This window comes from Sunxiuqinia elliptica (assembly GCF_900113005.1).
GTDB lineage: Bacteria > Bacteroidota > Bacteroidia > Bacteroidales > Prolixibacteraceae > Sunxiuqinia > Sunxiuqinia elliptica.
On record NZ_FONW01000007.1, the window covers coordinates 198,431 to 224,926 of the forward strand.

Below are 26,496 nucleotides of genomic sequence, written 5' to 3' on the forward strand. Positions count from 1 at the left end.
AGTTCTGTTTTATTTAACGTCCGGTTTCACGAATCATTATCAACTGGAATCAAAAAAACAGAAATACTAGGGTGAAAGTACAAAATCTTTGTTGCTGGAACAACCCTTTTTAACTCTTCAAAAAATATTCGTCAGAAACCCTGGAATATCTCTATTTTTGCATCCAAAATCAACAGTTGGTGGCAAGCTTACACAAAATATTTCATTTTAACCCTACTTGCGAAATCGCAATTGCAAATGGCTCTCCATTTTATCAAGCTCCGGCTTTGTTACGTAATTTTGAAGAAGAATTGGCTCCAATCCTTCTCTTCTTTACAAGTTCAAACGATTTCGTTCTCAGTTCTCGCACTCCATCTTCACGGGTTGTTGATACTTATAAAGAATTTAAGCTCTCCCAAGGAGAATTAATTACGAAAGAGAAAGCCCTTAAGCAAACAGCCAATTTTCCCGTTCAGCTGTCCCCTTGGGGTTGGAGTCCCGCAGAGCTCAATTACCTTTCAGAATTTCAACAAACGAATGAGCAGCTCCAACAGGTTCAGCGACTGTTACAAAGCGACTTGTTTCAACGGAAACACGCAGTACAGTTTCTTTCTGACTTTTTGAGTAACCACACGGATCCCATTTTCCCAAGAACCAAGGATCTGCCTCGAATTATGCACACAGTTGACGAGGTAGCCAATTTCCTGGAACAGAAACAGCAAATTGTGCTCAAGTCACCATTAAGTTCAAGTGGAAGAGGCCTCCAGGTAATCCGCAAAAATCAGCTCAACACCTCAAACTTACGATGGATAAATACCATCATCAAGCAGCAGCATTATCTCATTGCAGAACCACTATTTGACAAGCAAGTGGATTTATCCTTTCAGTTCGAAATTACCGCTGATCATTCTATTCGCTATCATGGAATCAGCTATTTCGATACCAACTCCAATGGCCAATACCAAGGACATTGGCTTTATCCTTCTCAGGCAAAAGTAAACCCTTTCTTCAATGAAAACGAGCTCAACCAACTCGCATCTGAACTAATAAAACAATTGGAGAACAGTCCATTTTCAACGATCTACAGAGGATTTATTGGAATTGATGCCTTGATCTACCAAGAAGGACAACAGGCCAAAATACATCCCTGTCTGGAAATAAATCCGAGAATGAACATGGGGATTTTGAGTAAATATATGGAGCAAAAAATTCACCCTGAAAGCTCGGGACAATATCGGGTTTACTACAACCCCAAAGTTCCCTTTATTGACTTTATCAAGCAGGCACAACAAAAAAATCCACCGTTTGCGGTGGATCAAAAGCTTTGCAAGGGACTTGTTCCGTTAACAGCCCCCGAACCTCAAAGTAAATTTGGAGCATACCTAAACTTGCGATAAATAACGCTCAAGCATTGCAAATAAATCATTCAAGCGTACAGGTTTGGATAGAAACTCATCACACCCAGCATTGATGCTATCAAGCTCTTCTCCGGCCATCACATAGGCACTTTGAGCAATAACCGGCACATTTGGACGAAGCGCTTTGATCATTTTTGTTGCTTCAAATCCATTTAGTCCCGGCATATTCAAATCCATCAAAACCAAATCAATTTGTTCATTCTCTTGAAATAATCGCACTGCTTCCCGACCATCACCTGCCATAATCACATCTGCCTGCGCCTTCTCCAATGCAACTTTGAAATAAATACGGCTCACCTCATTGTCCTCAACGACGAGAACAGTCCTTCCCGACAAACTTGGCTTAAACATGCTCATAGCCACGCATTTTTAAGCAAATTAGGAAATTTTGGGACCAAATCCCTCATTTTCGTTTAAAGAACATCTATTTGAGCCAATTTTCCTTGATTATCAAGACATATGAACATATCTAATCAACCTTACGTTTAATACCACAACCTATTGGCTTTGTTTCAGCCTGTGCTATTGGTTCTCCTGCAGCCACGCTCTCGATGGCCATTTTCAACCAAGCATTTTCAACGACTGCCTCATCGTCGTAATTGTCATCAATTGCTCCCTTGTAAACCAATGAAAAATCCTTATCGAATAAGAAAACATGAGGGGTCGTTTGTGCACCATACGCATTGGCCAATAAGCTATTTTTGTCAACCAAATACGGGAACTGATAATCGTGCTCTTTCGCATGCTTTTTCATGGCTGCGAAGGAATCGACACCATCCCGGTTACGGTAATTGGAATTCACGACAAGCAAACCAAGCTTGTGCTCATCAGCCCACTGTTTAACTGCATTATAACGACCTTCCCACTTTTTCACAAAGGGACAAGTGTTACTTGAAAAAATTAAGACGACCCCGTTGGCTTTGCGTGCATCATCAAGCGACAACATTTCACCCGAAACACCTTTCATTTTTACGGAAGTGTGAGACGCTTTATCTCCAATTTTTAACTGAGAACCTCCCGCATATGCCAGAAATCCCATCATGACTAAAGTAAAGGAAATTAAGGTTTTCATATCTCTAAACAGTTTGATTCATAAATAATAACAAAACTTTTTTTTGACTTGTTTGTCCATAGTTCTAAACAAATGTAAATGCTAAGAGATATTCGAATTAATTATCAAAAATATCAGCTGGATGAATCATCGCTACCATCCAGCCCTATTGAACTATTCGACGAATGGATGCAGGAAGTAATTAAAAAAGAGGTGACTGAACCTACAGCAATGGTTTTATCAACCTGTTCTGCTGGAGTACCCGACTCGCGAATCGTTCTTTTAAAAGAAGTTGAGAATGGTAATTTCTTATTCTACACGAACTATGCCAGCTCAAAAGCGAACCAGTTAGCAGCCAACGAACATGTGGCCTTAAACTTTTTTTGGCACGAACTTGAGCGCCAAGTGCGAATAAAAGGAGTGGCAAGTAAAGTATCGGAACAACAATCCGCTGACTATTTTCAATCGCGTCCCCGCGAAAGCCAGCTTGGTGCATGGGCCTCGGCACAAAGCCAAGAGGTTGCAAACCGACAGTCTCTGGAAGAAAGCTTTCGGGAAGTGTCTGAACGGTTTAAGGAGCAAGCAATTCCGAAACCTCCACATTGGGGGGGCTTTCAAATCACTCCAACTGAGATTGAGTTTTGGCAGGGCCGTCCGGGACGCTTACATGATCGCATTCGATATTTCCTAGGCGAAAATAACCGATGGAAATTTAAACGATTAGCTCCTTAAGCTTCTGCTTCTTCAACTAATTTTTAAACATCCCAAACTCAACTAATCATGAAATTTGGTAAAGTAGATAACCCCGATCATATTGACTTCACGCTTCCTCCAGACCATCCGGATACGGCAGCTGTTTTGCAAAAACACCAGCAAACAAACCCCTTAAACATTTATGTAGGATGTGCCAAATGGAACCGGCAGGATTTGAAAAAATTCTATCCACGAGGCACTAAAGATGAACTGGCCTATTATTCATCTCAATTTAATTCCATTGAATTGAATGCAACCTTCTACCGGATGTTTGATGCCAAACAAATCCAAAACTGGAAAGAAAAAACGCCTGATGATTTCAAATTCTTTCCCAAGATAAACCAGTCCATCAGTCACATGCGCCGTTTGATCAATGTAGAGCAGCTTACTGAAATCTATTGTGACAACATTGTTCATTTTGAAGAAAAACTTGGAATGGTCTTCTTGCAATTGCACAATAACTTTGGCTATAAAAACTTTGATCGTTTGGCAACTTTTATTGAAAACTTCCCCAAGGCAGTCCCTTTAGCAACTGAAGTCAGGCATCAGGAATGGTTTGGCGATGCGGAAATTGCAAAAGCCTATTACCAGCTTTTGGAACAACACCAGGTAAGCAATATTCTTGTTGATACAGCAGGGCGACGTGATTTACTGCATATGCGCTTAACAACGCCAACAGCTTTTGTTCGCTACGTTGGTGCCAATCATCCAGACAGTGAGTACAAACGGTTGGATGACTGGGTTGACCATTTGGAAAAATGGGTCGATTTAGGGCTTCAGAACATTTACTTTTTTGTTCATCAAAACCTGGAAAAGGAGTCCCCCACGTTGTCGGCCTATTTCATCAAAAAAATCAACGAGCGACTGGGAACGCAGCTTAAAGCTCCAACAGTCCCCGCTGGTACTTTATTTTAGACAAAAAACACAGCGGAAAACCAGAAGAATAAAGTAAGCTCTTCATGATTTCCACTGTAATGATCAACCAGAGGCTTTTAGTTGGATAAACCAGATTCAACCAATTGCCCAAAAGTTTGGTACGATTTATAGATACGTTCGTATTTCTCGACATGTTCGGGAATGGGATGATAAGTATGTTCAAAACCACTGCCCATTTTTTCCTGTGCTTCAGCAACCGAGGAATATTCTCCGGCCACCACTGCAGCCATCATTGCCGCTCCCAAAGCACAAGTTTGCTCAGACCGTGCCACTTTTATTGGCCGGTTAAGCACATCGCAAACAATTTGCATCACCAGAGGCGATTTTTTGGCCACTCCTCCCAAAGCAACCACTTCATCAATTCGCATTTCTGCTTCCAAAAAACGATTCATAATCGCTTTTGAGCCAAAGGCCGTAGCTTCAACAAATGCACGAAAGATACGCGGAGCATCGGTTCCAAGCGACAAGCCGGCCATGGCTCCTTTCACCGTTGGATTGGCATCAGGCGTCCGGCGCCCGTTCATCCAATCCAAAGCCAACACACCACTTTCTTCTATTCCAATCTTATCTGCTTCTTCGGCTAACTCTTTCATCAGTTGATCCGCCATTTCCTGAATTAGCAATTCACGTTGCTCTTCATTCACTATGTTTGTCTTTGCCAAAATGCGCTCAGCAGGCCACATCAATAAGCGTTTAAACCAAGCATAAATATCCCCAAAGGCAGCCTGTCCAGCCTCCAAGCCAAGCATTCCCGGTATTATGGATCCATCCACTTGACCGCAAATTCCTTCAACCACTTTCTCTCCGGCTTCCTCCATCGGAACCACCAACATATCGCAGGTTGACGTTCCCATCACTTTACTCAGTCGATATGGTGCCACCTCACCTCCAACTGCACCAATGTGGGCATCAAAAGCACCAACACCAACCAGCACATCTGTTGACAGCCCCAGCTTCTCCGCCCATTCGTCGGACAACTTTCCTACGGCAACATCACTCGAATAAGTTTCGGAATATAAACGTTCGCGCCATCCTCCAAGCATCGGATCCAGTGCCATCAAAAACTCCTCGGAAGGCAAGCCATTGAATGCTTCATGCCACATGGCTTTATGCCCGGCAGCACATCGGCTCCTTTTTAACTGACGCGGCCTTGTTCGTCCTGTTAATAATCCAGGAATCCAATCACAATGCTCAACCCAGGAATTCGCAGCTCTAAATACAGCAGGATCTTCGCGAAGCACATGCAATAGCTTTGCCCAAAACCATTCAGGAGAGTATATTCCACCTTCATAACGAGTGAAATCGACCTCCCACTTTCGAGCTAACTCGTTAATTTCATTCGCTTCCTGCAATGCTGTATGATCTTTCCACAAGATGAACATCGCATTCGGATTGTCCTCAAACCCATGAGTTAAAGCCAAAGGCACACCTTTTTCATCAACAGCAACAGGAGTCGATCCGGTAGTATCCACCGAAATTCCAACCACCTGATTGGCTACTTCCGCTGAAACCTGCTTTAAAGCTTCGGTAATTGCAAGTTCCAATCCTTCCAAATAATCTTTAGGATGCTGTCGAAACTGATTCTTATTCGCATCGCAATACATACCTTTTTTCCACCGAGGATACTCAAAAACGGCTCCTGCCACTTCTTCTCCCGTTTCCACATTCACGATTAATGAGCGAACCGAGTCTGATCCATAATCGAGACCAATCGTATACATCGTTTCTTTTTTATTCATTCAGCTTAGTATTTTATCATCTAATTTAATGGATGTTAGCTATAGTTTAACAATTCTTTCTTTTGATGTTTCTTCTGATTTCTTCTCGGAATAAGCATATAGAAAAGCTCCTTTTTTAGACCCTTTAGGATCTTTCTTGTCCGATTTCTTTAGAAGACCTAAAGACAATATTTTCTTCCGAAAATTACCAGGATCGAACTCCCGCTGAAAAATGGCTTCATATAAACACCGTAGCTCGGTTAGCGTAAAAAGCTCAGGAAGCAAGGCTGCCCCAATCAAATCGAAACTTGCCTTTTGCTGAAGCTTAAGCAAAGCTGACTGGACCATCTTCGCATGATCAAAGATCAGCTCTGGTAAATCGACAATTGGACACCACTCTGCTCCAAAGTGCTTTAATTGCTCTAGATGATAATCATCGGTACGCACCAAAGCATAATAAGCAACACTGACGACCCGAGCCAGTTCTTCCCTATCTGGTTCTGAGAAAACAGCCACTTCCTCCATAAAAATATCTTCTAAGCCGGTTGTTTTCTTCAAAACCCGCCTGGCTGCCTTTTCAGCGGATTCACTTTCCTGAACAAAGCCTCCCGGTAAAGACCAACTCCCTTTGGCAGGTTCAAAACTGCGAGGATAAATCAATAATTTCAGCTCACCATCCTGGTAACCAAAAATAACACAATCAACGGCTAAATAGTGTTTTGGGTGTTTATACAGCATTTCTTCAGGCTTTCAATATTCGTTTTTGCAGCTTACCAAAATTATAAAAGTATTTTTTACAATTAATTAAGAGTCCTTGCAAGCCTGAATGTTGTACAACACCTCCTAGATAAAACCACTCCGTTTATCAAGTAAATACACTTTTATGGACTGCGGGAAAAACGATCACAAAATGATTTTACTGTAGGGAAACCTGCTAAAAACAGAAATAATTTCGATAAAAAGACCGATGAACCAATCACATTTTTTTTATATTTGCATCGCTTTAAACGAAAAGCCGGACAAGTGTGGAAATTCAAACTCCACCTTCCGAAATACACGTATTGCCCAGATGGCGGAATTGGTAGACGCGTCAGGTTGAGGGCCTGGTGGGAGCTTTTTCCCGTGCAAGTTCGAGTCTTGTTCTGGGCACAATGTAAAAAAGCGCTTGAAGATTAACTTCAGGCGCTTTCTATTTTTAGCCCACTCTCCTCAAAAAAATAAGCTACTTAACTCCAGGTCGACTATGACTTCTCTATACTTTAATTCTTAACCACTTTAATGGATCGCACTACTGCATCAATCGGGCTTCGAACATTTAGGAGGTATAAACCCGAAGGCCATTCAGCAGTATCCAAAATAGTCATAAAATCACGAGAGCTTGTTCCCTGATAGATACAAACTCCTGTTACTGTATAAACTGCAATCTGACTATCACTCTCAACGCCTAAAAGAGTCAGCTGCTCCCTTACAGGGTTTGGATATACTTTTAGTGGTTCATGCTGGAAATCCTGAGCAACAGAAGTACTATTCAATGAATAAATCTTGATATTTTTAAAACGGATTTCATTTTCTGGCCCCCAGCTTACTCCTGAATGTACTTGCAAGCCAAAGTATCCATCATTCTCAAGGCGCAACTGATTATCCGTATATTCATTCACTTTCCAACCATTAATCCAAACATAAATTGTTGGTGGATTTCCTTCAATTCGAATACGAAATTGATTCCAATCATACGGATTCCAAATATACGACCAGGCATTGAGGTCAATCCAAGCAGGGTTCCCTTGAATATGGTATCGGTCTTTAGTTGTGAAGTCCCAAAAAGAACCGCCACCTAGTCCCTGTAAATATACTCCTCCAACCGAATAATCATCGTGATAATCAACGGTCACCTGATAGGCTTTTGCTCCATCTCCTGTTGTTCGCAAAAAAATGCCAGAATCAAAGTTATAATCAGGCCACACATCTAAAACGACTTCAAAATCACCATATTTCTTCTTGGTCAGTAAAATTCCACCTTGGTTGCGATCTTCTGGCAATTTTCCTCCAATAATCCAATCTCCATTTTGCTCCCAACGAGCACCAGTACTTGTCCAGTTGTTCATATTTGGAGACAAACGTTCTCCAACTCGACTTCGCTGAATCTGCAAATTTTCGAAATAATCAGTATGCGTTCGTCCATCCACGGCATTTCCATCCCAACCAGTCCAAACCTTACTGACAAAGTCGAGGTCACCATCCTGCTCCACATCCCCCATCAAAATATCGTGCCCCCCAAGTTTTATATCAAAAAGAACCTCTTCTTCCCATCCCGAAAAGGTTTGGTAATACATATACCATCGTGGATCATGAAGATCTTCTGTCAACATATCTTCTTGGTCAACCGTCAAAATATCAACTAAACCATCCTGGTTAAAATCAGCCACTTGTAAACTATGCAACGAACTTCTGCCACCAGGAGCATTCTGAGGAAGCAACTCCAATTGCCACTCAGATCCATCACCACGAATATTCTTCAGAATTCCAATTTTGGCATAAATCTTATCGCACTCGCTAAAAACAACATCATTATCCCCATCATTATCGATATCAATAACCACACTTCGCATTGACTTACCATAAGGTAGGGCGCCTTGAAACAACTCGTCAAAATACAGGCTGTGCTTAATCCACTCCTGCCCATTTGAACGGTTTTCAAACCACGCATTCGTCCGAAAAATATCAGCATCACCATCTCCGTCCAAATCACCAATTCCATTAGGCGAAAAACCACCATGAACCCGATCCTGGGGATTAGGATACGCTTCTTCTACAGTAACACGTGTCCAGCTATCGGTTGGATCTTCAGGAATTTTATACCAATAAAAACCCGTTTGATCCCCCATACCGGCAATATCCTTTTTCCCATCACCATCCAAATCAGCCGCCACTAAATCATGGAATTCATTCCCTTCAACAAACACCGGATCGTAGACATGCACTGTTGCACTTGTCCCTTGGTTGTTTTGATACCAAACTCCAGCACCAACGATGTCGATCCAGCCATCATGATTGACATCCATCGAAACCGCCCCTAACGATTGAAAAGGAATGTCCGCTAAGCGCTGAGAGCTCCATGAGTCACCTTCATTTTTTAGTAGAAATAAACCATCATACTTAGAACCGATAGTCATATCCATCAATCCATCATTGGTATAATCAGCCAATGTTTGCATGCCGATAAAAATTCCAACTGGCAGCTTACTGCCTATGGAATGATGCTTAAAATTGAAACTCACAACAGGATCTTCTGCTTTTTCAAAAGCAATCCAATCAAAGTCAAAATCGTTGTTGACATTCTTTAATTTTAGAATTCGATTCTCGCCACTTTCCGCAATTCTGACATTTTTAATGACTCGGCTAGTCACTTCATAACTTCCAGTATTGGGAATCTCATAGCGGGTGAGTAACACCTCATCCAGGTAAATCTCCAAATGCTTCCCATTTTGTGGTGTGCCGACCTGAACGGTCACATTGTACATCCCAGCGTCAACGTCAACCGTGTATTCCAACCATTCTCCGTCCTTAAACCAGCCGAGCACACCATCGGCATTGATATCGACCCCCTCATCGACACGGTAGGTACTTCCTCCCGAAACGCCGTTATTTTCAGGATCTACATCGTGGTAGGCCACACCTTCCCCACCTACATCAAAATGTTCAATCTCTATTTTTCCTGGAATTTTACTGTTGGTTTCGTTGTAAGGAGCTTGCTGGGCTTTACCACTAACCAGCAGAAGAGAAAGGAATCCCAACAAAATGCTTTTTTTAATCCAAATTAGTTGATACATGGCTATTGCTTTTCAAGGTGAAAAGTCAACGCTGAGGTATCTTTTTAAACAGAATAGATGCTTTGAAGGTTGCACAAAACGAATTAAAAATAAGTTACTTTTGATCGTAACCCGAAAATATCAGGTGCCTCCAAATCTGTATCAATTTTCAGTAACTAAAACATTGGGAGTTCCAACCACACCATCAATCCCAACTTCATAATTTTTGAGATAATTTACAACAAACAGTCCTCGATTCATGTAACCACCATAACGATTTACCTGATCGAAGTAAAACTCTCCCTGAGTTAAATCAACATGATGGTAAGGCAAGCAGTCTTTAAAATCTTTGCCGTATTGAAACAAAGCTGACATGAAATAGTAAGCAACATCGTAGCCTTGAAAGCTAAACTGCGTTGGTTCTCCCGAAAAGTTTTCACGAAAATCCTGTATAAACCGATTGGTTAGTGGCGCATAATAGTCGATAAAATAGGGGCTTAGCAGGTGTAAATTAGCATGATGAAAATAATCAGGCTGAATACTTTTATACCGCTGAAAATTTGAAAGCCCCACCAAAGTCACCGGAAAATCTTCAGACAATGAATTAATATTGGAAACTGCAACACTCACCTGAGCTTCAGTTTCGGAAGGAATGATAAACACATTCTCGCGCGTTTTACTCAAAATCCGACGTAGGCCCCAATAGCCCTCACGCTTAAAGTTGTATTCGTGGAACCGCACTTCGCGATCTCCTTCTAAAAATCCGGTTGAAAAGAATTTCTCGCGACACAAGTTTACCAAAGTAGCTTCATCTAAATGTTTGTACTCTCCCATTTCAAGTACAATCAAGTTTTTATTGAAATATTCTTCGCCAATATAATCAGCTGTTTGTCTTACCAAATAGTCTTTAGTCGGGTTAACTTTAAAATACCACGGATTGCTACTTTCAAAATTCCCGGCAGAAGATAAAGGTGAAACCATCGGTATTCGATTTTGATGAGCAAAGTCGGCTACCGGTTTCTGTAAATTTGGAAACACCGGCCCAATAATCAAATCCAGTTTGTTGAAAAGATCCAACCGGACCAATGAATCAACGACTGCATATTCCTGATTGGTATCAAACACATGTAGTTCGATCTTCATTCCGGCCTTCTTCAGGCTATCAACAGCCAGCAAAACACCTTCGTAAAACTGAATGAAATTCTCAGACCGAGGATAAACAATCACATCCTCCCTAATTTTAAAAGTATCTTCTGGAAGTTGAGAAGCATCCTCAAATTGACTCATCCAAAGTGAGTCCTGCAACATCTCCTCGCGAGTAACAGGAATCTGATTGACCGTTTCATTCTCTTTCAGATAAAGAGGCAAAAGCAAAGCCACATCATATTTTTCGTAGGCTGCAGTAAAATCAGGCTTACAAACTTCGGGCAATTCCCGGTGAACGACCTGAATGGCATGTCGCAATGGCCTTATTTTCTCAACTGTTTCTGGCTCTTCTACTCTTACCAAGGGTTGATCATTCTCTTTGGGTTGATCCACCGCCACGGCTTCTTGTGGTTGAATAACTTTTGGCACCAAAATAAATTCACCTGCCATTAATCCGCGATACGCCAATACCGGATTGCTTTTCTTCAGATCACTTATTTTTACCTGATAGTGGTTTGATATGCTGTATAAGGTTTCCCCTTTCTTAACCTGATGCTTAACAAAGGCATTGTCATCCACTGGCTCCACCTCAATATCTGGCAACTCTTCCGATACCGGGATTCGGATGCGTAAGCCGGCTTGTAATCCATTAACCAAGGCTGGGTTGTATTTTTCCAGCACATCACGCGCTACATGATACTCACGCTCCAAGGCCCAAAACGTTTCGCCAGTCTCAACCAAGTGAATGAAGAAACCTCGATCTTTCACATCCTCCGCTTTGACTTGTACTTTTTCCTCAGGAATAATTAACTCCATTCCAATGGGCAAGCCATTCTTTGCCTCGGGATTAGCCTCCAAGAGTGCTGCAATTGAACGGTCGTATTTCTTGGCAATCGAGTATAATGTTTCCTCCCCACTAACCCGATGTGTTTTAATTACGGGAGTACTCTTCTTTTCTTTTTGTGCTTTAGCCTGCGCTTGTCGCTGCTTTTGCTCTTCCCGGATACGCTTTAAATCATCGGCATCAGGAATTGCTAATTCCATCCCTCGCTTTAAGCGTTCTTCATTCAAACCCGGATTATATTTTAGGATATCTTCAACTTCAACATGATAACGCTTGGCAATAAAATGTAGTCCATCACGTCGTTTTACCCGATAAGTATGAAACTTAGGAAGTTCTTCTTTTTGGGGTTCAAGTATAGGCTCCTCCTGCGCAGTCTCTTCAACCGGAATGCGCAACTCCTGACCTGTTTTCAAGCCAAAAATCAAGTCGGGATTCGCATTCAGCAATTCCTTCTTATTAAGTTCGTAAGCTTTGCTCAACGAAAAAATTGTTTCTCCTTTTTGAACCACATGAATCAGGTAAGTTTTTCCATTTTCCTGAATGCGACGTTCCTGTGCGTTAAGCTGTAGACTACAGCATATCACCAATAAAAGAAGTACAATGCGATGCTTCATATTTTTTCTATCCTTTTTTTCGAGGGGCAACAAAAACGGCCCAGTTATAAAACCCCAAAAATAGTGTTTCTCTCTGGGGTTCCATCCCAAGAACGTGTTAAAAAGCGTTTAATTGTATTTATCCAGAAGAAGCTAGGAATAGCTCTTTCCTCCAAAATACTTCATGAACTGAGCTCGTTCATAAATCACAACATCCTTTTTCTTGTTGGCCAATTTCCCTTTAAAATCGTTAATTCTGTCGTAGCCTTTTTTATCCATCCAGCTTTTAATCTGCTCATTCATTTTGGCAATATAATCAGGGCCTTCCTGATACAAAACCGAAGCAACCTGCACTACTCCAGCACCAGCCAACAACATCTTAATTGCTGTTTCGGCCGTATGCACTCCGGTAGTCGCTGCCAGCGGACAATCAACCTGGTCAGCCATCAAACCAATCCAACGCAAAGGCATTTGGTAGTCGCTAACCTGGCTTAAAACATCGGCCGTTACTACTTGTTCATTCAGAATGTCAATATCCGGAGCGTAAAAACGGTTAAAAAGCGTGATTCCAGCAATTCCGGTTTTCGATAACTTCTGAATCATTTGACCCAAGTTCGAAAAATAATGGCTGATCTTGATTGTAACTGGAATACCGACATTTTCAAGCACTTTGGTAATCGCATTAAAATAAAACTGCTCATTAGCTGCACTATCTCTGGAAATATCAGCCGGCAATAAAAATAAGTTCAGTTCCAATGCATCGGCTCCCGCCTCTTCCAGCTTCCTGGAAAACACCACCCAGTCAGAAGCGCTGATGCAACTAACACTGGCAATGACAGGAACATCAACAGCCTGCTTGGCTTGCTTAATCAGGTTGGTATAATTTTTCAGGTTTTCATCTTTGATGATATAGTCGAAGTAATCCATATATTCAGGATCAGGCTCCAACGCTTTTCGCTCAGATAATTCTTCTTGAAGCTGTGCATCGATTTCTTCTTCAAATAAAGATTTCAAAACAATTGCACCAGCACCTGCTTTTGCCAGGTTTTCTATTTGTTCAATATTTCCGGTTAAACTGCAACTTGCTGCCACTACCGGACTTTTTAATTCTATTCCAAAAAATTGGGTTGTCAAACTAGCCATCGCTCTATTTTTTCCAAGTTAATCGAAGTTTTTTCTAATTTACACAAAACGGAATTAATTTGCTGCCGTTTCATTTTTTTGACTCAGGTATTTATGCATTCCTGCAGCAGCCTTACGACCGTCTCCCATTGCCAAAATTACAGTTGCTCCACCACGCACAATATCACCGCCTGCAAACAATTCAGGCTTGCTACTCTGCATCGTCTCCGGATCCACTTCGATGGTTCCCCAACGACTCACCTTCAATTCAGGCAATTCCGAAGGCACCAAGGGGTTTGGAGAAACACCAATAGCCACCACAACCACATCAACCGGGATATCATACTCCGATCCTTCAACAACAACAGGGCGACGGCGACCGGAAGCATCTGGTTCTCCCAGTTCCATGCGTTGCACACGCATCTTGCTTACCCGTCCGTTTTCATCCGCAAAATATTCAACGGGGTTGTTTAAATTCAAAAACTCAATTCCTTCTTCTTCAGCATGTAAAACTTCTTCCACACGAGCCGGCATTTCTTCGCGCGAACGACGATAAATAATCATTGCTCTTTCAGCGCCCAAACGCTTAGCTGTACGTACGGAGTCCATCGCAGTGTTTCCACCTCCGATAACAGCCACGTTTTGACCTTTCAACACGGGTGTGTCAAATTCTTCCTTGGCAGCATTCATGAGGTTGACACGCGTCAGATACTCGTTGGATGAAAGAATCCCATTGTAATTTTCGCCAGGAATATTCATGAAACGAGGAAGTCCGGCACCACTGGCAACAAAAAATGCCTGATAGCCTTCTGCTTTTAAATCGTCAAACGAAGCTGTACGGCCAACGATAAAGTTACGCTCAAACTTCACCCCCATTTTCGCCAGGCTTTCAAGCTCCACATCCACCACATGGTTGGGTAAACGAAACTCTGGAATACCATATTTCAAAACGCCACCTACTTCGTGCAAAGCTTCAAACACGGTGACATCGTATCCCAATTTGATCATATCGCCAGCAAAGGACAGCGATGCTGGCCCAGAACCAATCGCAGCTACTTTCACCTGTTTTTTAGGAGCTGTTTCGGGTACAGATACAGCACCACTTTGCTGCTCAAAATCAGCAGCAAAACGCTCCAGGTAACCAATTGCGACCGGTTCCTTCTTCAATTTCAGAGTATAGAAACACTGTGCTTCGCATTGTTTTTCCTGCGGGCAAACACGACCGCATACTGCAGGAAGCGCCGAAGTTTCTTTCAAGGTTTTAGCCGCCTCAAGCACCTCGCCACGTTCAATGTTTTTTATGAATTTGGGAATATTAATACTTACCGGACATCCTTCAATACAGGTTGGATTTACACAATCCATACAACGAGAAGCTTCTCGCTGGGCCTGCTCCATGTTCAAGCCCAAATTAACCTCCCGATCCTGATACTTAATTCGTTCCATTGGATCGAGGCTCGTCATTGAGACCCGTTCTTGCGTTGTCCGCTCTTTATTTTTGATTTTCTTGCGTAACTGGTCACGCCATTCCTGGTCACGTTCTATCTTAAGGTATTCTTTCATTGCTAAATTAACTGTGGGGTTCAAACTACGAAAAAACAAACACTAGCTATTGGCTCGTTCCCAAGCTTGCTTCTCTTCAGCCTTATAGCCTCCCAAGCGAAGAATCAATTCATCAAAATCAATCTGATGAGCATTGAACTCCGGGCCATCGATACAAGTAAATTTGGTCTGTCCTCCGACACTTGCCCGGCAGGCGCCACACATCCCTGTTCCGTCAACCATAATGGCATTCAAGCTGGCTTGAGTCGGAATCTCATACTTTTGGGTTAGCAGAGCCACAAATTTCATCATCACCGCTGGGCCGATGGTTACACACTCATCAACTTTTTCGCGTTTGATTATTTCTTCGGCTCCCTGAGTAACCAAGCCTTTTGTTCCGTAAGAACCATCATCAGTCATGATGATCACCTCGTCAGACCATTGCCGAATTTCCTTTTCCAGAATAATCAACTCCTTAGTTCGGGCAGCAAGCACAGTGACAACACGATTTCCGGCCTTTTTAAATCCTTCAACAATGGGTAAAAGCGGAGCAATTCCCACACCTCCACCACAGGCTAGTACGGTACCAACCTCGCTGATGTGTGTCGCTTTTCCCAAGGGGCCAACCAAATCCAGGATTTGATCTCCAACGTTCATAGCACACAAACGTTTGGAACTAACACCTACATTTTGTACAACTAGCGTAATTGTTCCGGCCTCAATATTGGCCTCTGCAATTGTCAACGGGATGCGTTCGCCTTTTTCGTCGATACGCAAAATTATGAAGTGCCCGGGTTTTCTTGAACGAGCAATGCGAGGGGCGTGAACCACCAACTTGACAACGTTCTCCGAGAACTGCTCTTTTTGAACTATTTGATACATGGTTAATCGATTCTTTTTTTATGCCACAAAAACGGCTTTGCAAAAATAACAATGTCAGCCGACTCTTTACCCTCCAAAACTACTTTTTGCGGAATTTTTATTCTGTCTATATAATAATAGATCGTTAGATTTTTACTTTTCAGACTATCATACATTAATTAATATCTCAATTCGAACAATAAAATAACACTAAAAGCAAGGCGATTATAAAAAGTCAACCCGCTATAGTCCCATTCGTAAATATCTGATTCAAAAACAGAACGACACAGAGGCTAAGTTTTTCCTGCAAAGGCAACTTAAAATCTGATTCGAATCAGGCCCTGCCCCGCAAAATTCATGTATATTTGAGGTTCATTTTTTGAAACCTGAAAATTTTCTTCCGGTATTTTTTTAAAGCAAGTTTTTTTGGCATGGCCCTCGAACTGATTATAGGACTGACAGAACACCGTACATTTGGAAATATTTTCCAAGCCTTTTTAATTGAAAAAAGAGTTTCATTTTACAGCATTGCAAAACTAGTCAAGCTGCATGATCTTCCAGAGCTGAAACTAAATCAGCACCAGGAAGAATTGGTCAGACTATGCAATCAATACAGCGATGAAGCACTGGTCAAAAAATTCTCAAAACAGAAAGAATCTGGCAAGTTCTTTCAGGAAATGGATCACACCCTTTTTCAGGATCATATCAGTCCGTACATTGACCAATACATGCGTCAAATCGCGCTACTCCTGATGCAGCAAAAGACCAGGCTCTTTTTTAAACAGGTTAAGTATTCAAACCTATATGATGAAGACCGGATCGAAGTGCCGGAGACCTTTTCACTGGCAACCTTTTGTTTTGAGCGAAATGACGAAGGTACCCGTTACTCATTGGCCATCGAACATGAAGGAAAACCGCTCAACATCAGAAACAAGAACCTGGCCATCGTGACCAGCCAACCCTGCAGTTTTATATGGCAAAACAAAATGTTTCTATTTCGTCATATCAGCGCTAAAAAACTCCTGCCCTTTTTAGACAAAGAGTTTATTCAGATTCCGAAAGCTGTGGAGGATAAATATTTTGAAACCTTCATTTTAAATACGGTAAAAAACTATCCGGTAAAGGCCAGTGGATTTACCATCGAAAACTGCGACAGCCACAAAAGCATGCTGCTATCCATGGAGCCCAACCTGCAGATGGAACCTGTTTTTGTCCCTCGTTTTAAATATGGAGAAGCTGAATACTTGCCCAACAACAAGTCAACCGTATTTGTCAACCTCCAAAAGCAAGGAGATAATTACCATTTTAAGAAATACCGAAGAGATTTTGACTGGGAAACGCAACAACTTCAATTTCTGAAGCAGCTTGGGCTGGAAGAAAAAACAGGCACCTTATTACCCAAAGGACTTGACCTGCTGGATCAGACCGACCGTCTGTTTGAACTATTAAAATGGATTGGCAAACACAAGCAAGAGTTGCATGAAGCCGGTATCGACATTCAGCAAAATCAATTTGAAAAGCGCTATTCAACCGCAACTCAAGACCTGGATGTTGAAATAAAAACCAGCGAGGATTGGTTCGACATCTATGCCAAAGTCAGGTTTGGCGACTTCGAAATTCCTTTTATCAAACTCAAGCGAAACATTTTGAACGGAATCCGTGAGTTTGAACTTCCTAATGGTGAAGTGGCCATTCTTCCGAAAGAATGGTTTGCCGAATACGAAGATCTACTTCCTTTTGCCAAGCAGGAAGGACAAGCGCTAAAGCTTCGAAAATACCATTATCAGTTACTCAAAAAGCGACTGAAGGGAATCGACAAAACCTTCTTTCAGCGACTGGAGAAAATTGGACAAACCGCAGCTCATCCCGTTGCACTTCCGGCCAATATTCAGGCTACGCTTCGCTCCTATCAAGAAGAAGGTTTTTCATGGATGTATCATTTGTACGAGCATCAGTTTGGAGGTTGTTTGGCCGATGACATGGGACTTGGAAAAACCTTGCAAACCCTAACCCTGTTGCTCAAATTAAAACGAATGAAGCGGCAGGTTTTAGTTACCGATCCGACTGAAAGCAAAGAGCAAGGTGAGTTGTTTGAAGAAAACTCAGACGAGCAAATACAACCTGCTGCACTAATTGTGATGCCAACCTCGCTGATACATAACTGGGAAAACGAAATCAAAAAGTTTGTCCCTTCAATGAAAGCCTACAAATATGTTGGTGTTCAACGCAAAAAGGCGCTCAACCTCAAAGGGATTATTTCTTACTACGACATCATTTTAACGACATACGGAACCGTCCGTAACGACTATGAATTACTAAAAGAACACGAGTTCTTCTACCTAATTCTGGATGAAAGTCAAAACATCAAAAACTCGGGATCAAAAACTTATCAGACCATTACAAAACTCAATGCCAAACACCGCTTGGTTCTTACCGGAACTCCGATTGAAAACTCTTTGTCGGACCTGTGGTCACAAATCAACTTTCTGAATAAAGGACTTTTAGGCAACCAAGCTTATTTCAAGCGCGAGTTCATCACACCAATCGAAAAAAAGAGCGATCCGGAAAAACAAGAGAAGTTAAAAACACTGATCCGGCCTTTTGTCTTACGACGCACAAAAGAAGAGGTCGCGCGCGATTTGCCGCCGTTGACTGAGCAAATTCGCTATTGTGGCATGTCCAAGGAACAGCACAAATCGTACGAGCGGGAGAAGTCAATCATTCGAAACAGCATTCTCCAGAATATTGAAAAAGAAGGAATGGAAAAGTCAGCCATCGTCATCCTTCAAGGACTGACCAAACTGCGCCAGCTAGCCAATCATCCCTCCATGGTGCAAGGCAATGAACAAGCTGAATCTGGTAAGTTTGATGAAATATTCAGAAGCTTGAAAAACCTGATGGCAGAGAAACACAAAGTTCTCATTTTCTCCTCATTTGTAAGCCACCTCGAACTACTTAAAGAAAAGATTGAATCAGAGAAATGGAAATATTCCATTCTGACCGGGCGCACGACCAAACGGGAAAAGGTCATTCGGGCTTTCCAAGAAGATCCAGAAAACAGAATCTTCCTCATTTCATTAAAAGCAGGAGGCGTTGGACTAAACCTCACTTCGGCTGACTATGTCTTTATTATTGACCCATGGTGGAACCCAGCAGCCGAAAACCAAGCCATCAATCGGGCACACCGTATTGGGCAAGACAAAAAAGTTTTTGTTTACCGATTTATTACCGAAGCGTCCATCGAAGAAAAGATTCAGCTCTTAAAAGAGCGTAAATCGACACTGGCTGAGAAATTTGTCAACTCAAACAACCCGTTTCAGGCCATTACCCAAAAAGAAATCATTAATCTACTAAGTTAAACGCCATTTAAATCATAAGAATTCAGAACTACTGAAACATTTCCTGTTAAAGACTTCAAATAAAAAGCGCCTATAAAACTGTAATAAAAACTTGTCTGAGGAAACTCATGAAGCAGTTTTCTCAAATACATTTACTTTAGCGTCTCAATAAATAATTGTCGGAATATCCGAAAACATAGCAATCTAATACCCAACATCGAAAAATCGAATATCTTATAAAAAATACAAACAGATGAAGATAAGCTACCTATTTATTTTGCTTAGCTTGCTGGCAACGGCAACATTAGCTCAAAAAAAACAATTAACGCTTGAAGATGCCGTGATGGGCAGTCGTACTTACCTGCGCCCCGAAAGCCCAAGATCACTGCAATGGCTCAGCAACGAACACTACATTTTAGTTGAAAACGATACACTCTTTCAATATTCAACAAAAAAAGACAGCAAAACAGTTTTATTAACGATTGCTGATTTAACCCAATTGACTTCAGCGAGTCCACTTCCATTCAGCTATTTCCCTTCCGTACGGGTTGTTAATGAAAATACGATTCAGATTCGCAACAAACAGGAATTGTTACTCATTCAGGTTAGTGACAAGCAAATTGAACAGCAACTGTCTATTCCCGCCGAAGCCAAAAACCTGGACTATTGCGATGCTAGTCAGAGCCTGGCATACACCAAGGGAGAAAACTTATTTATCCTCAATAATGAAGGCGAAAAACAAATCACCTTTGACAACCAAAAAGGAATTTTGAACGGGCACTATGCACATCGTCGTGAGTTTGGAATCACCAAAGGAATTTTCTGGTCTCCCAACGGGACACAGGTTGCCTTTTACCGAAAAGATGAAAGCATGGTGAAAGACTACCCCCTGGTGGATTACATGACAAGGGAAGCAGAATACACGCCAGAAAAATACCCAATGGCTGGCATGACTAGCCACCAGGTTCAACTTGGTATTTATAACCTGCAAACAGGAAAAACGAGTTTCCTGAACACAGGAGAGCCTGATGACCATTACCTGACAAACATTAGCTGGAGCCCGGACGAACAATCAATTTATATGGCTGAGCTTAACCGCGACCAAAACCACATGCAACTCAACTGCTATGATGTAGCTTCCGGAGCTAAACAATCAACACTTTTTGAAGAAAAAAGCAGCACTTACGTTGAGCCACAGCATCCTCTGGCTTTTGACGAAAATGATCCGACTCAATTTTATTACACCACACGTAAAGATGGTTGGTTCCACATTTATTTATACAATACTTCCGGTGAGCTTATTCGCCAAATCACCAAAGGCAACTGGGAAGTAACTGATTTTTATGGTGCGGACAAAAAGTACATTTACATCCAAAGTACGCAGGAAACACCAGTAGAACGACACCTGTATCGTGTAAAAATTTCGAATGGCGACATTGAAAGGCTAGATATTGCTGAAGGAACATTCAGAGGGAAATTATCACCAGATAAAAGACACATCATTGCACACCGAACCGCTTTTGATGTTCCGGGAGAAACCACTCTACTCTCGACCACAGGAAAACAACTACGCACCATTCACAATGCAGAAGATCCTGCAGCTGACTATCAGTTTGGAGAGAATAAGCTGTTTACAATTAAAGCTGCCGACAATCAAACAGATCTTCACTGCCGGATGATTCTTCCTCCTAACTTCGATAAAACAAAAAAGTACCCAGCAGTTATTTACGTGTATGGAGGACCACATGCCCAACTGGTAAACAACACGTGGCACAACGATGTACGTTGGTGGCAATATTATTTGGCTTCCAAGGGTTTCGTGATGTTCACCGTAGACAGCCGAGGATCAGCTAACCGAGGCGAAGCTTTTGAAAATATTATTCACCGCCGACTTGGAATTACCGAAACTGCCGACCAGATGAAAGGTGCAGAATACCTAATGAATCTACCTTTTGTTGATTCCAACCGAATTGGGGTTCATGGCTGGAGCTACGGCGGATTTATGACCTTAAACCTGATGACGCGCCATCCCGAAGTATTCAAGGTTGGCGTAGCCGGAGGTCCTGTGGTTGATTGGAGCATGTACGAAATTATGTATGGCGAACGCTACATGGATCGCCCGGAGGAAAATCCAGAAGGTTACAACGAAACCAACATGGTTAACCATGTAAAAGATCTTCAAGGGAAGTTGATGCTTATTCATGGAGCCCAAGATGCAACCGTTGTCATGCAACACAGCATGAAGTTTTTGCGTGAATGCATCAAACAAAATAAGCCGGTCGATTTCTTTGCCTACCCCACTCATCCGCACAACGTGCACGGCAAAGACCGCATCCACTTGATGGATAAAATCTGTCAATACTTTATTGATTACCTATAAACGTTTATTCGAAACGAAGCATATCCGGTTTGCGCGGCTGAAAGCTGTAGAACTGGGTTTTGCTTCGTTCATTAAACACCGCCCCTAAACCACCAATATCTGCCGGATGATTCGGATAAAATGACAAACGCAGTTGCAACGTTCGAAACACCAGGTTTTCATTCCGGATCCGCACTCCAGCACCTACACCAGCATAATAATCCTGTGTAAAAACTAAGTGTTTATTCGAACCTATCACGCCAACATCGACAAAGCCGAAAAAAGCAAAGTTAAAATCCAGAATCCTCTTCGGACTGAACAAAACCGATTCAAAACTTAAGGTTAAGCGCTGTTTTCCGGCAGGTTCATCACTGTTAAATCCTCGGATACCGTAATCCCGGTTCAAAAACAAATTTTCCACATCAAACCGCCGGATTCCTAAAATATAATTCAGTTTAATAAATTGCCGAAAGCTCTTTCGCCCAAACGGATACAATCGAGAAATATAAGAACCATTGACTTCGATTTGTCCCTGCTCAAATCGATCAGGGCCAAAGAACCCTCCTATTCCGGCTGATGCAAATAAAAAAGATGGTTTGTACCGAATAAAGTTCCCTGAAGAAAAGTAAAGGTGTGAATACAAACGATCAGTAAATTCATTATCATCGTATCCAATGACTAACTCATGCAAATATCCTTTCGGGATATCTTCCGTAATTCCATAACTGTAAATAAGATAATCCCTGTAATAACTCCTTTTTGACAAGCTCAAGCTAGTCATATAAAATTTTGAATCAGCAAAGTATTGTCGGTTCCCGATATCAGGCTCTGGTCTTTTAAAGAAATCGTAGAATCTCATTCTGCCCGACCACACCAATTGTTTATTTCGATAGAGTACATCTTTATTCAATTGAAAAGCATAACCTCCCCAAACATCGTAATAACGATAGTCCAAGTCAAAATCCAAAATAATCGGGCCATCATCAATCAAGCGATCGGCCCGCTTCCATCGAGCAGCAGTCAAACCTCCTCCCCACTTGGTCGTGGTTCGCAAAAACTCTTTATCAAACACCAGTGCTCCTCCATGCCTTTCATACGTATCCGCATAGCGCAATGAAATATCCAAAAAGTTTCCGCCAATATTATTAATGGTATAATTAGATTCAAAACCAACATATGGTTCACGGTCAACATGCCCGACTATTTTCCCCGAGATCTCGTGCCCGGCCCCCCAAATATTCTTATTATACATCTCCAGGCTAGCTACTTTCAACCCATTAATGCTCCCCCCAATCCCAAAGGAAAAAACGTCCTTGGTTAACACCGTAACATGAACCATTTCCGTATTCAATGAGTCCTGCCGAACCAAAAAACGAACGTCTTTTATAAAGGGTAAGCGACGAATGATTCGCTCATTATCTAAAACCTGCTCGACATTCAAGGTATCACCAGGATAGACTAACACATTTTTATAAATAATTTTCTCGTTGGTTTGTGTATGTAAGCGGTTTGCTGTTTGCCCCAGCCATGTGTGACTTACTCGACTAGTATCTGCAAAAGAAGGACCAATAATATCCAGCTGCTGAACTTGCACACTGGCAATTGTTTTCCCCTCCAATTGATTTAACTGGAATAATTCCTGTTCTAAAAGCTGCTGATTCGCGACTCCTTTTTGGCTCACCAAGTTATCATACACTAACCGGGTAATCCGGTGACGATAAGCTTTATGCTTTAAGCTATCATAAAACTGCTCGGTAGAAACTGCTTCATTTGACACAGAATCTACCATAAACTCCTGGGCACTTGCCCAATAAGCTGATTCCATCAGCAAAAAGCAAATCAATATCCCTCGATACAGTTTTCTCACTCAGCTAATTATTAAATACTTTTATGCACTTCATAACGAAAGAAAATGGTTGCAATTGTCTCTTTAACCTCATTTAACAGACGATCACCTTTCCCTCCGTCCGCAGGCTTTAATTTACATTAAAAAATGAAAAGACCTTTACATCAAAAAAGATTTAGATAAAAAAATCGCACCTCAAAATTCCCTTTTCACTCCGATTAAGGGCTTTTTGTTATTAACTTTGCCCACGTATGGCAAAAATCAAAAAGTTATATAAGCAGAATATTTATGGCGTTATCGGAACCTTGCTATTTCATATTCTTCTGTTTGGCAGTTTTCTGCTTGCCGAAGTTAATCTAAAAGGCAAAGTTAAAGAAGAGCCAATTATCATTGATTTTTCAGCCATTGAAGAGTTGGAAGAACCTGAACTTGAAAAAGTGGAAGAGGAAGCCGAAGACGAAAATACGCCCTCTACCCCAAACGAAACTCCACAACAAACCAGCAGGAGCAACAGAGCTGTCAATGATGCTCCCACTAAAGATCCGTTTTTTGACGAGGATTATCAACGGGAAATCGCAGAAGCCCAGAAACTGGTTTCTGATGTAAACAGCCAATTGTCAAAAGAAGTCAAAAAGATGGAAGAATTTACGATGCCCGAAGAAACCACCGAAGGTATGGATCCTGATTCAATCAAAAATACGATTTACTCCGGAGAAAGTAACATTCATTACTTTCTTGAAAATCGATACCATGTTCGCTTACCCATTCCTGTATATCTAGCACAAGGTGGAGGCTTGGTTGTTGTTGATATTGTCGTCAATCAAAGAGGTAAAGTTATCCAAGCCGAAGTACGAAAAAACAACAAGCTAAAAGATCCGATGCTTGAAGTATATGCCAAACAGGCTGCAGAACGAACTCGTTTTAATGCAGACGCTTCTGCTCCCACTCAGCAAAAAGGAACCATTTCCTATACTTTTGTCCCGCAATAATCCACTTTTTTGAGGGGAAACAATTTATTTAACATCAATTAACAAATTTTTAACTCGAGTTAATGTTTTAGAGCATATCTTTGTAGTACGTTTTTTTTCATAAGTTTAGGTTTAGTTAGGTTAGTTAGTTTAGTGAGAAAAGGTAGGCCAGAGGGTCTACCTTTTTATTTTTATAGTATTTTCTCACCTCCCCCATTTCAACTACCTGCTTTGAGTTTATTCCTGCACCAAAAACAAACAACAACTTTTTAAAAAGATCAAACTTCAATTCACTCCAACTTACAATTTCAAAAGTCAATTTGTGACGATTTTCCCCTACAAGACAAATCCCACGATTGTATTTTGTATTTTTATCATCGAAACACATGGAGCAAACATCTATAAAGTTACGATTGTCCGTTGCTCAAAAGGCGTATATCATTTGCTTTTTAGACATTTTATGGGCATATTTAACCTGAAAATGTATTTGTGTGGTTGAAGGATTTGGCGAAGAAATATCCGTCTTTTTCGGATAAAAACATTTAAAGAATTAAATAGCGAAGATGATAAATTATACGAACGAAGAACTTCTAAATGGAATTCTGAGAAACGACAATTTAATTCTCCAGTACATTTATAAAAATTTCTTTTACAAGATTAACTTCTTTATAAAAAAGAATAGCGGGGATGATGAGGACTCAAATGATATCTTCCAAGAAGCCATTATTATCATTTATCGCAAACTAAAGGCCAACGATCTGGTACTTGACTGCTCATTTGAAACCTATTTGTATTCAGTGTGTCGTTTTTTATGGCTAAAACAGCTGGAAAAAAGGAAAAACGAACGAGAAAAGATTCAAGATAATCATCAGTTTAATGAAGACATTTACGACCGCAGCTTTGAAGAGACGGCCGAAATGAATGAAAAATACAAGCTTTACCAAAAACATTTTAAAAATCTCGGCAAAGATTGTCAGAAAATACTTCAGCTCTTTTTCGACAAAGTCCCATTAAAGCAAATTGCGCAGGTAATGGGCTACCAAAGCGAAAAATATGCCAAGAAAAGAAAATACAAATGTAAAGAGTACCTTGTAAAAAGCATCAAGCAAGACATTGAGTACAAAAAGATTCTGGAAGATAACGCCTAGCGACGACTACTCCTACTTGATATTCCTATAGCAAGCCTGGACTTGAAGAAAACAATACAATATTGGCACACAAAGATGTGAGCTGCCTCTCTGTAGAATGAAGGAAATAGCATTCGGAGGGTTACCTTTTGCGAGTTTCAGGAATAAAGGTTTGAAAATGATAAAATACACAAGCCGGAAGTTCAATCTCGAAACAAAGGCATGATTTCTGATCCTTAAGTAATTCTACAGGAACTAAAATGGATTACATTCTTGTTGCAAATACAAAAAACTAAAGCAACAGGCATACTCTTTGCAGTAATAGATTCCGGAATGTAATTCGATTGCTCACTCTTTTTTAATACAAGCACGGGGAATATAGCAAACCAGCAGGTTACAAAGAACGAAGACACCCTGTTTTTAACATGCTTTGTAAAAAGGAAAAACGGATCCTTAAACCAGCATGGAAGCGAAACGTAAAAGAAATCGTAGAAAAAATATTGTGAAGATGATACGGAAAAATAAAATAGAGCTAGTTGATAAGTACCTTAGCGGAGAGCTGACCGGCCAGGAGCTAAGCGAATTCAAGGCAGAACTGGCATTCAGTTCAGAGCTACAGGAGGAAGTCAGGCTACAAGAGCAAATCCAGCAAGCCATTCAGGAGAAGGATATTCAGAACCTGCGCGACAAGCTGAAAAACATCAGCATGGAGCAAGCCAATTCGCAGGATGTTGAAATGAACAGCGATGAACAGGAGTTCAGCTTTGAATTATCCGAAGAACTATCATCTTTTAAAGAATTCTCTCAACCGGTCAGCATCAATGATTTAATCAGCATGAGCCAGAGCCTGCCTAAAATTCACCTGGCACAGCACAACATCGCTTCCAAAGAAAATATTCATCATTTTTACAAAGAACAACAGCAGGAAAACGCCTCTGCAAACGAAGAAAATGAGCTTAGCCCCATGGACGAAGCCATCTTCAGAGACATTCAGGATGCCCTGCAGGAAAAAGATATCCAGGACTTACGAGCTAATCTTCAACAAATTGCTGCCAGCATTCCTGCTCACCAACGATCGGTTCAGGA

Annotated in this window: 18 protein-coding genes and 1 tRNA gene; 9 read left to right on the plus strand and 10 right to left on the minus strand. The window is 41.4% G+C overall.

What is annotated here, in order from left to right; translation table 11 throughout:
• Positions 1-179: 179 nt before the first annotated feature.
• Complete coding sequence (locus BM156_RS13895; protein ID WP_093920495.1) at positions 180-1,376, plus strand: hypothetical protein; 1,197 nt, start codon at positions 180-182, stop codon at positions 1,374-1,376.
• Here the strand turns inward: BM156_RS13895 and BM156_RS13900 are convergent.
• Positions 1,362-1,754, minus strand: a complete 393-nt coding sequence (locus tag BM156_RS13900) for a response regulator (protein ID WP_093920496.1) — start codon at positions 1,752-1,754, stop codon at positions 1,362-1,364. The genes BM156_RS13895 and BM156_RS13900 overlap by 15 nt on opposite strands.
• A gap of 112 nt (positions 1,755-1,866) precedes the next feature.
• Positions 1,867-2,469, minus strand: coding sequence for a thioredoxin family protein (locus tag BM156_RS13905; RefSeq protein WP_093920497.1), 603 nt, complete (start codon positions 2,467-2,469; stop codon positions 1,867-1,869).
• A gap of 78 nt (positions 2,470-2,547) precedes the next feature.
• Here BM156_RS13905 and pdxH point away from each other — a divergent pair, with 78 nt between their 5' ends.
• Positions 2,548-3,180 (plus strand): pyridoxamine 5'-phosphate oxidase, encoded by a 633-nt coding sequence (pdxH, locus tag BM156_RS13910; protein ID WP_093920498.1) that lies wholly within the window; start codon positions 2,548-2,550, stop codon positions 3,178-3,180.
• A 48-nt stretch (positions 3,181-3,228) separates the two neighbouring features.
• On the plus strand, positions 3,229-4,116 hold the full coding sequence (locus BM156_RS13915) for a DUF72 domain-containing protein (protein WP_093920499.1): 888 nt from the start codon (positions 3,229-3,231) through the stop codon (positions 4,114-4,116).
• A gap of 77 nt (positions 4,117-4,193) precedes the next feature.
• Here the strand turns inward: BM156_RS13915 and BM156_RS13920 are convergent, their stop codons facing one another.
• Both BM156_RS13920 and BM156_RS13925 read right to left on the minus strand, forming a co-directional pair.
• Positions 4,194-5,876: a ribulokinase gene (locus BM156_RS13920; RefSeq protein ID WP_093920500.1), complete on the minus strand. Its 1,683-nt coding sequence runs from the start codon at positions 5,874-5,876 to the stop codon at positions 4,194-4,196.
• A gap of 39 nt (positions 5,877-5,915) precedes the next feature.
• Positions 5,916-6,593, minus strand: coding sequence for an NUDIX hydrolase (locus tag BM156_RS13925; protein WP_093920501.1), 678 nt, complete (start codon positions 6,591-6,593; stop codon positions 5,916-5,918).
• 325 nt (positions 6,594-6,918) lie between these two features.
• On the opposite strand from BM156_RS13925, the gene BM156_RS13930 reads away from it, so the two are divergent.
• A tRNA-Leu gene (locus tag BM156_RS13930) sits at positions 6,919-7,004 on the plus strand.
• 110 nt (positions 7,005-7,114) lie between these two features.
• Here BM156_RS13930 and BM156_RS13935 read toward each other — a convergent pair.
• The 5 genes from BM156_RS13935 to BM156_RS13955 form a co-directional block, all read right to left on the minus strand.
• The gene (locus BM156_RS13935; RefSeq protein WP_093920502.1) at positions 7,115-9,685 is read right to left on the minus strand and encodes a 3-keto-alpha-glucoside-1,2-lyase-like domain-containing protein; all 2,571 of its coding nucleotides are present in this window, start codon (positions 9,683-9,685) and stop codon (positions 7,115-7,117) included.
• A gap of 141 nt (positions 9,686-9,826) precedes the next feature.
• Complete coding sequence (locus BM156_RS13940) at positions 9,827-12,268, minus strand: LysM peptidoglycan-binding domain-containing protein (RefSeq protein ID WP_093920503.1); 2,442 nt, start codon at positions 12,266-12,268, stop codon at positions 9,827-9,829.
• Positions 12,269-12,400: 132 nt separating this feature from the next.
• A complete protein-coding gene (locus BM156_RS13945) occupies positions 12,401-13,390 on the minus strand; it encodes a dihydroorotate dehydrogenase-like protein (protein ID WP_093920504.1) in 990 nt (329 codons plus the stop codon).
• Positions 13,391-13,444: 54 nt separating this feature from the next.
• Entirely contained in the window at positions 13,445-14,932 is a 1,488-nt protein-coding gene (gltA, locus tag BM156_RS13950; RefSeq protein WP_093920505.1) for an NADPH-dependent glutamate synthase, read from the minus strand.
• 42 nt (positions 14,933-14,974) lie between these two features.
• Positions 14,975-15,793, minus strand: a complete 819-nt coding sequence (locus BM156_RS13955) for a sulfide/dihydroorotate dehydrogenase-like FAD/NAD-binding protein (protein WP_093920506.1) — start codon at positions 15,791-15,793, stop codon at positions 14,975-14,977.
• Between the two features lie 410 nt (positions 15,794-16,203).
• Between BM156_RS13955 and BM156_RS13960 the strand changes: the two genes are divergently transcribed.
• Both BM156_RS13960 and BM156_RS13965 read left to right on the plus strand, forming a co-directional pair.
• Positions 16,204-19,131: a DEAD/DEAH box helicase gene (locus BM156_RS13960; RefSeq protein WP_093920507.1), complete on the plus strand. Its 2,928-nt coding sequence runs from the start codon at positions 16,204-16,206 to the stop codon at positions 19,129-19,131.
• 232 nt (positions 19,132-19,363) lie between these two features.
• The gene (locus tag BM156_RS13965) at positions 19,364-21,490 is read left to right on the plus strand and encodes a S9 family peptidase (RefSeq protein WP_093920508.1); all 2,127 of its coding nucleotides are present in this window, start codon (positions 19,364-19,366) and stop codon (positions 21,488-21,490) included.
• A gap of 4 nt (positions 21,491-21,494) precedes the next feature.
• Here the strand turns inward: BM156_RS13965 and BM156_RS13970 are convergent, their stop codons facing one another.
• Positions 21,495-23,336, minus strand: a complete 1,842-nt coding sequence (locus BM156_RS13970) for a BamA/TamA family outer membrane protein (protein ID WP_139218287.1) — start codon at positions 23,334-23,336, stop codon at positions 21,495-21,497.
• Positions 23,337-23,566: 230 nt separating this feature from the next.
• Between BM156_RS13970 and BM156_RS13975 the strand changes: the two genes are divergently transcribed.
• The 3 genes from BM156_RS13975 to BM156_RS13990 all read left to right on the plus strand — a co-directional run.
• A complete protein-coding gene (locus BM156_RS13975; protein ID WP_093920510.1) occupies positions 23,567-24,304 on the plus strand; it encodes a TonB family protein in 738 nt (245 codons plus the stop codon).
• A 542-nt stretch (positions 24,305-24,846) separates the two neighbouring features.
• Positions 24,847-25,431 carry an RNA polymerase sigma factor gene (locus tag BM156_RS13985; protein ID WP_093920512.1) on the plus strand — a complete coding sequence of 195 codons (585 nt, stop codon included), beginning with the start codon at positions 24,847-24,849 and terminating at the stop codon, positions 25,429-25,431.
• 487 nt (positions 25,432-25,918) lie between these two features.
• On the plus strand, positions 25,919-26,496 hold a 578-nt coding region (locus BM156_RS13990), incomplete at its 3' end, for a hypothetical protein (RefSeq protein ID WP_139218288.1).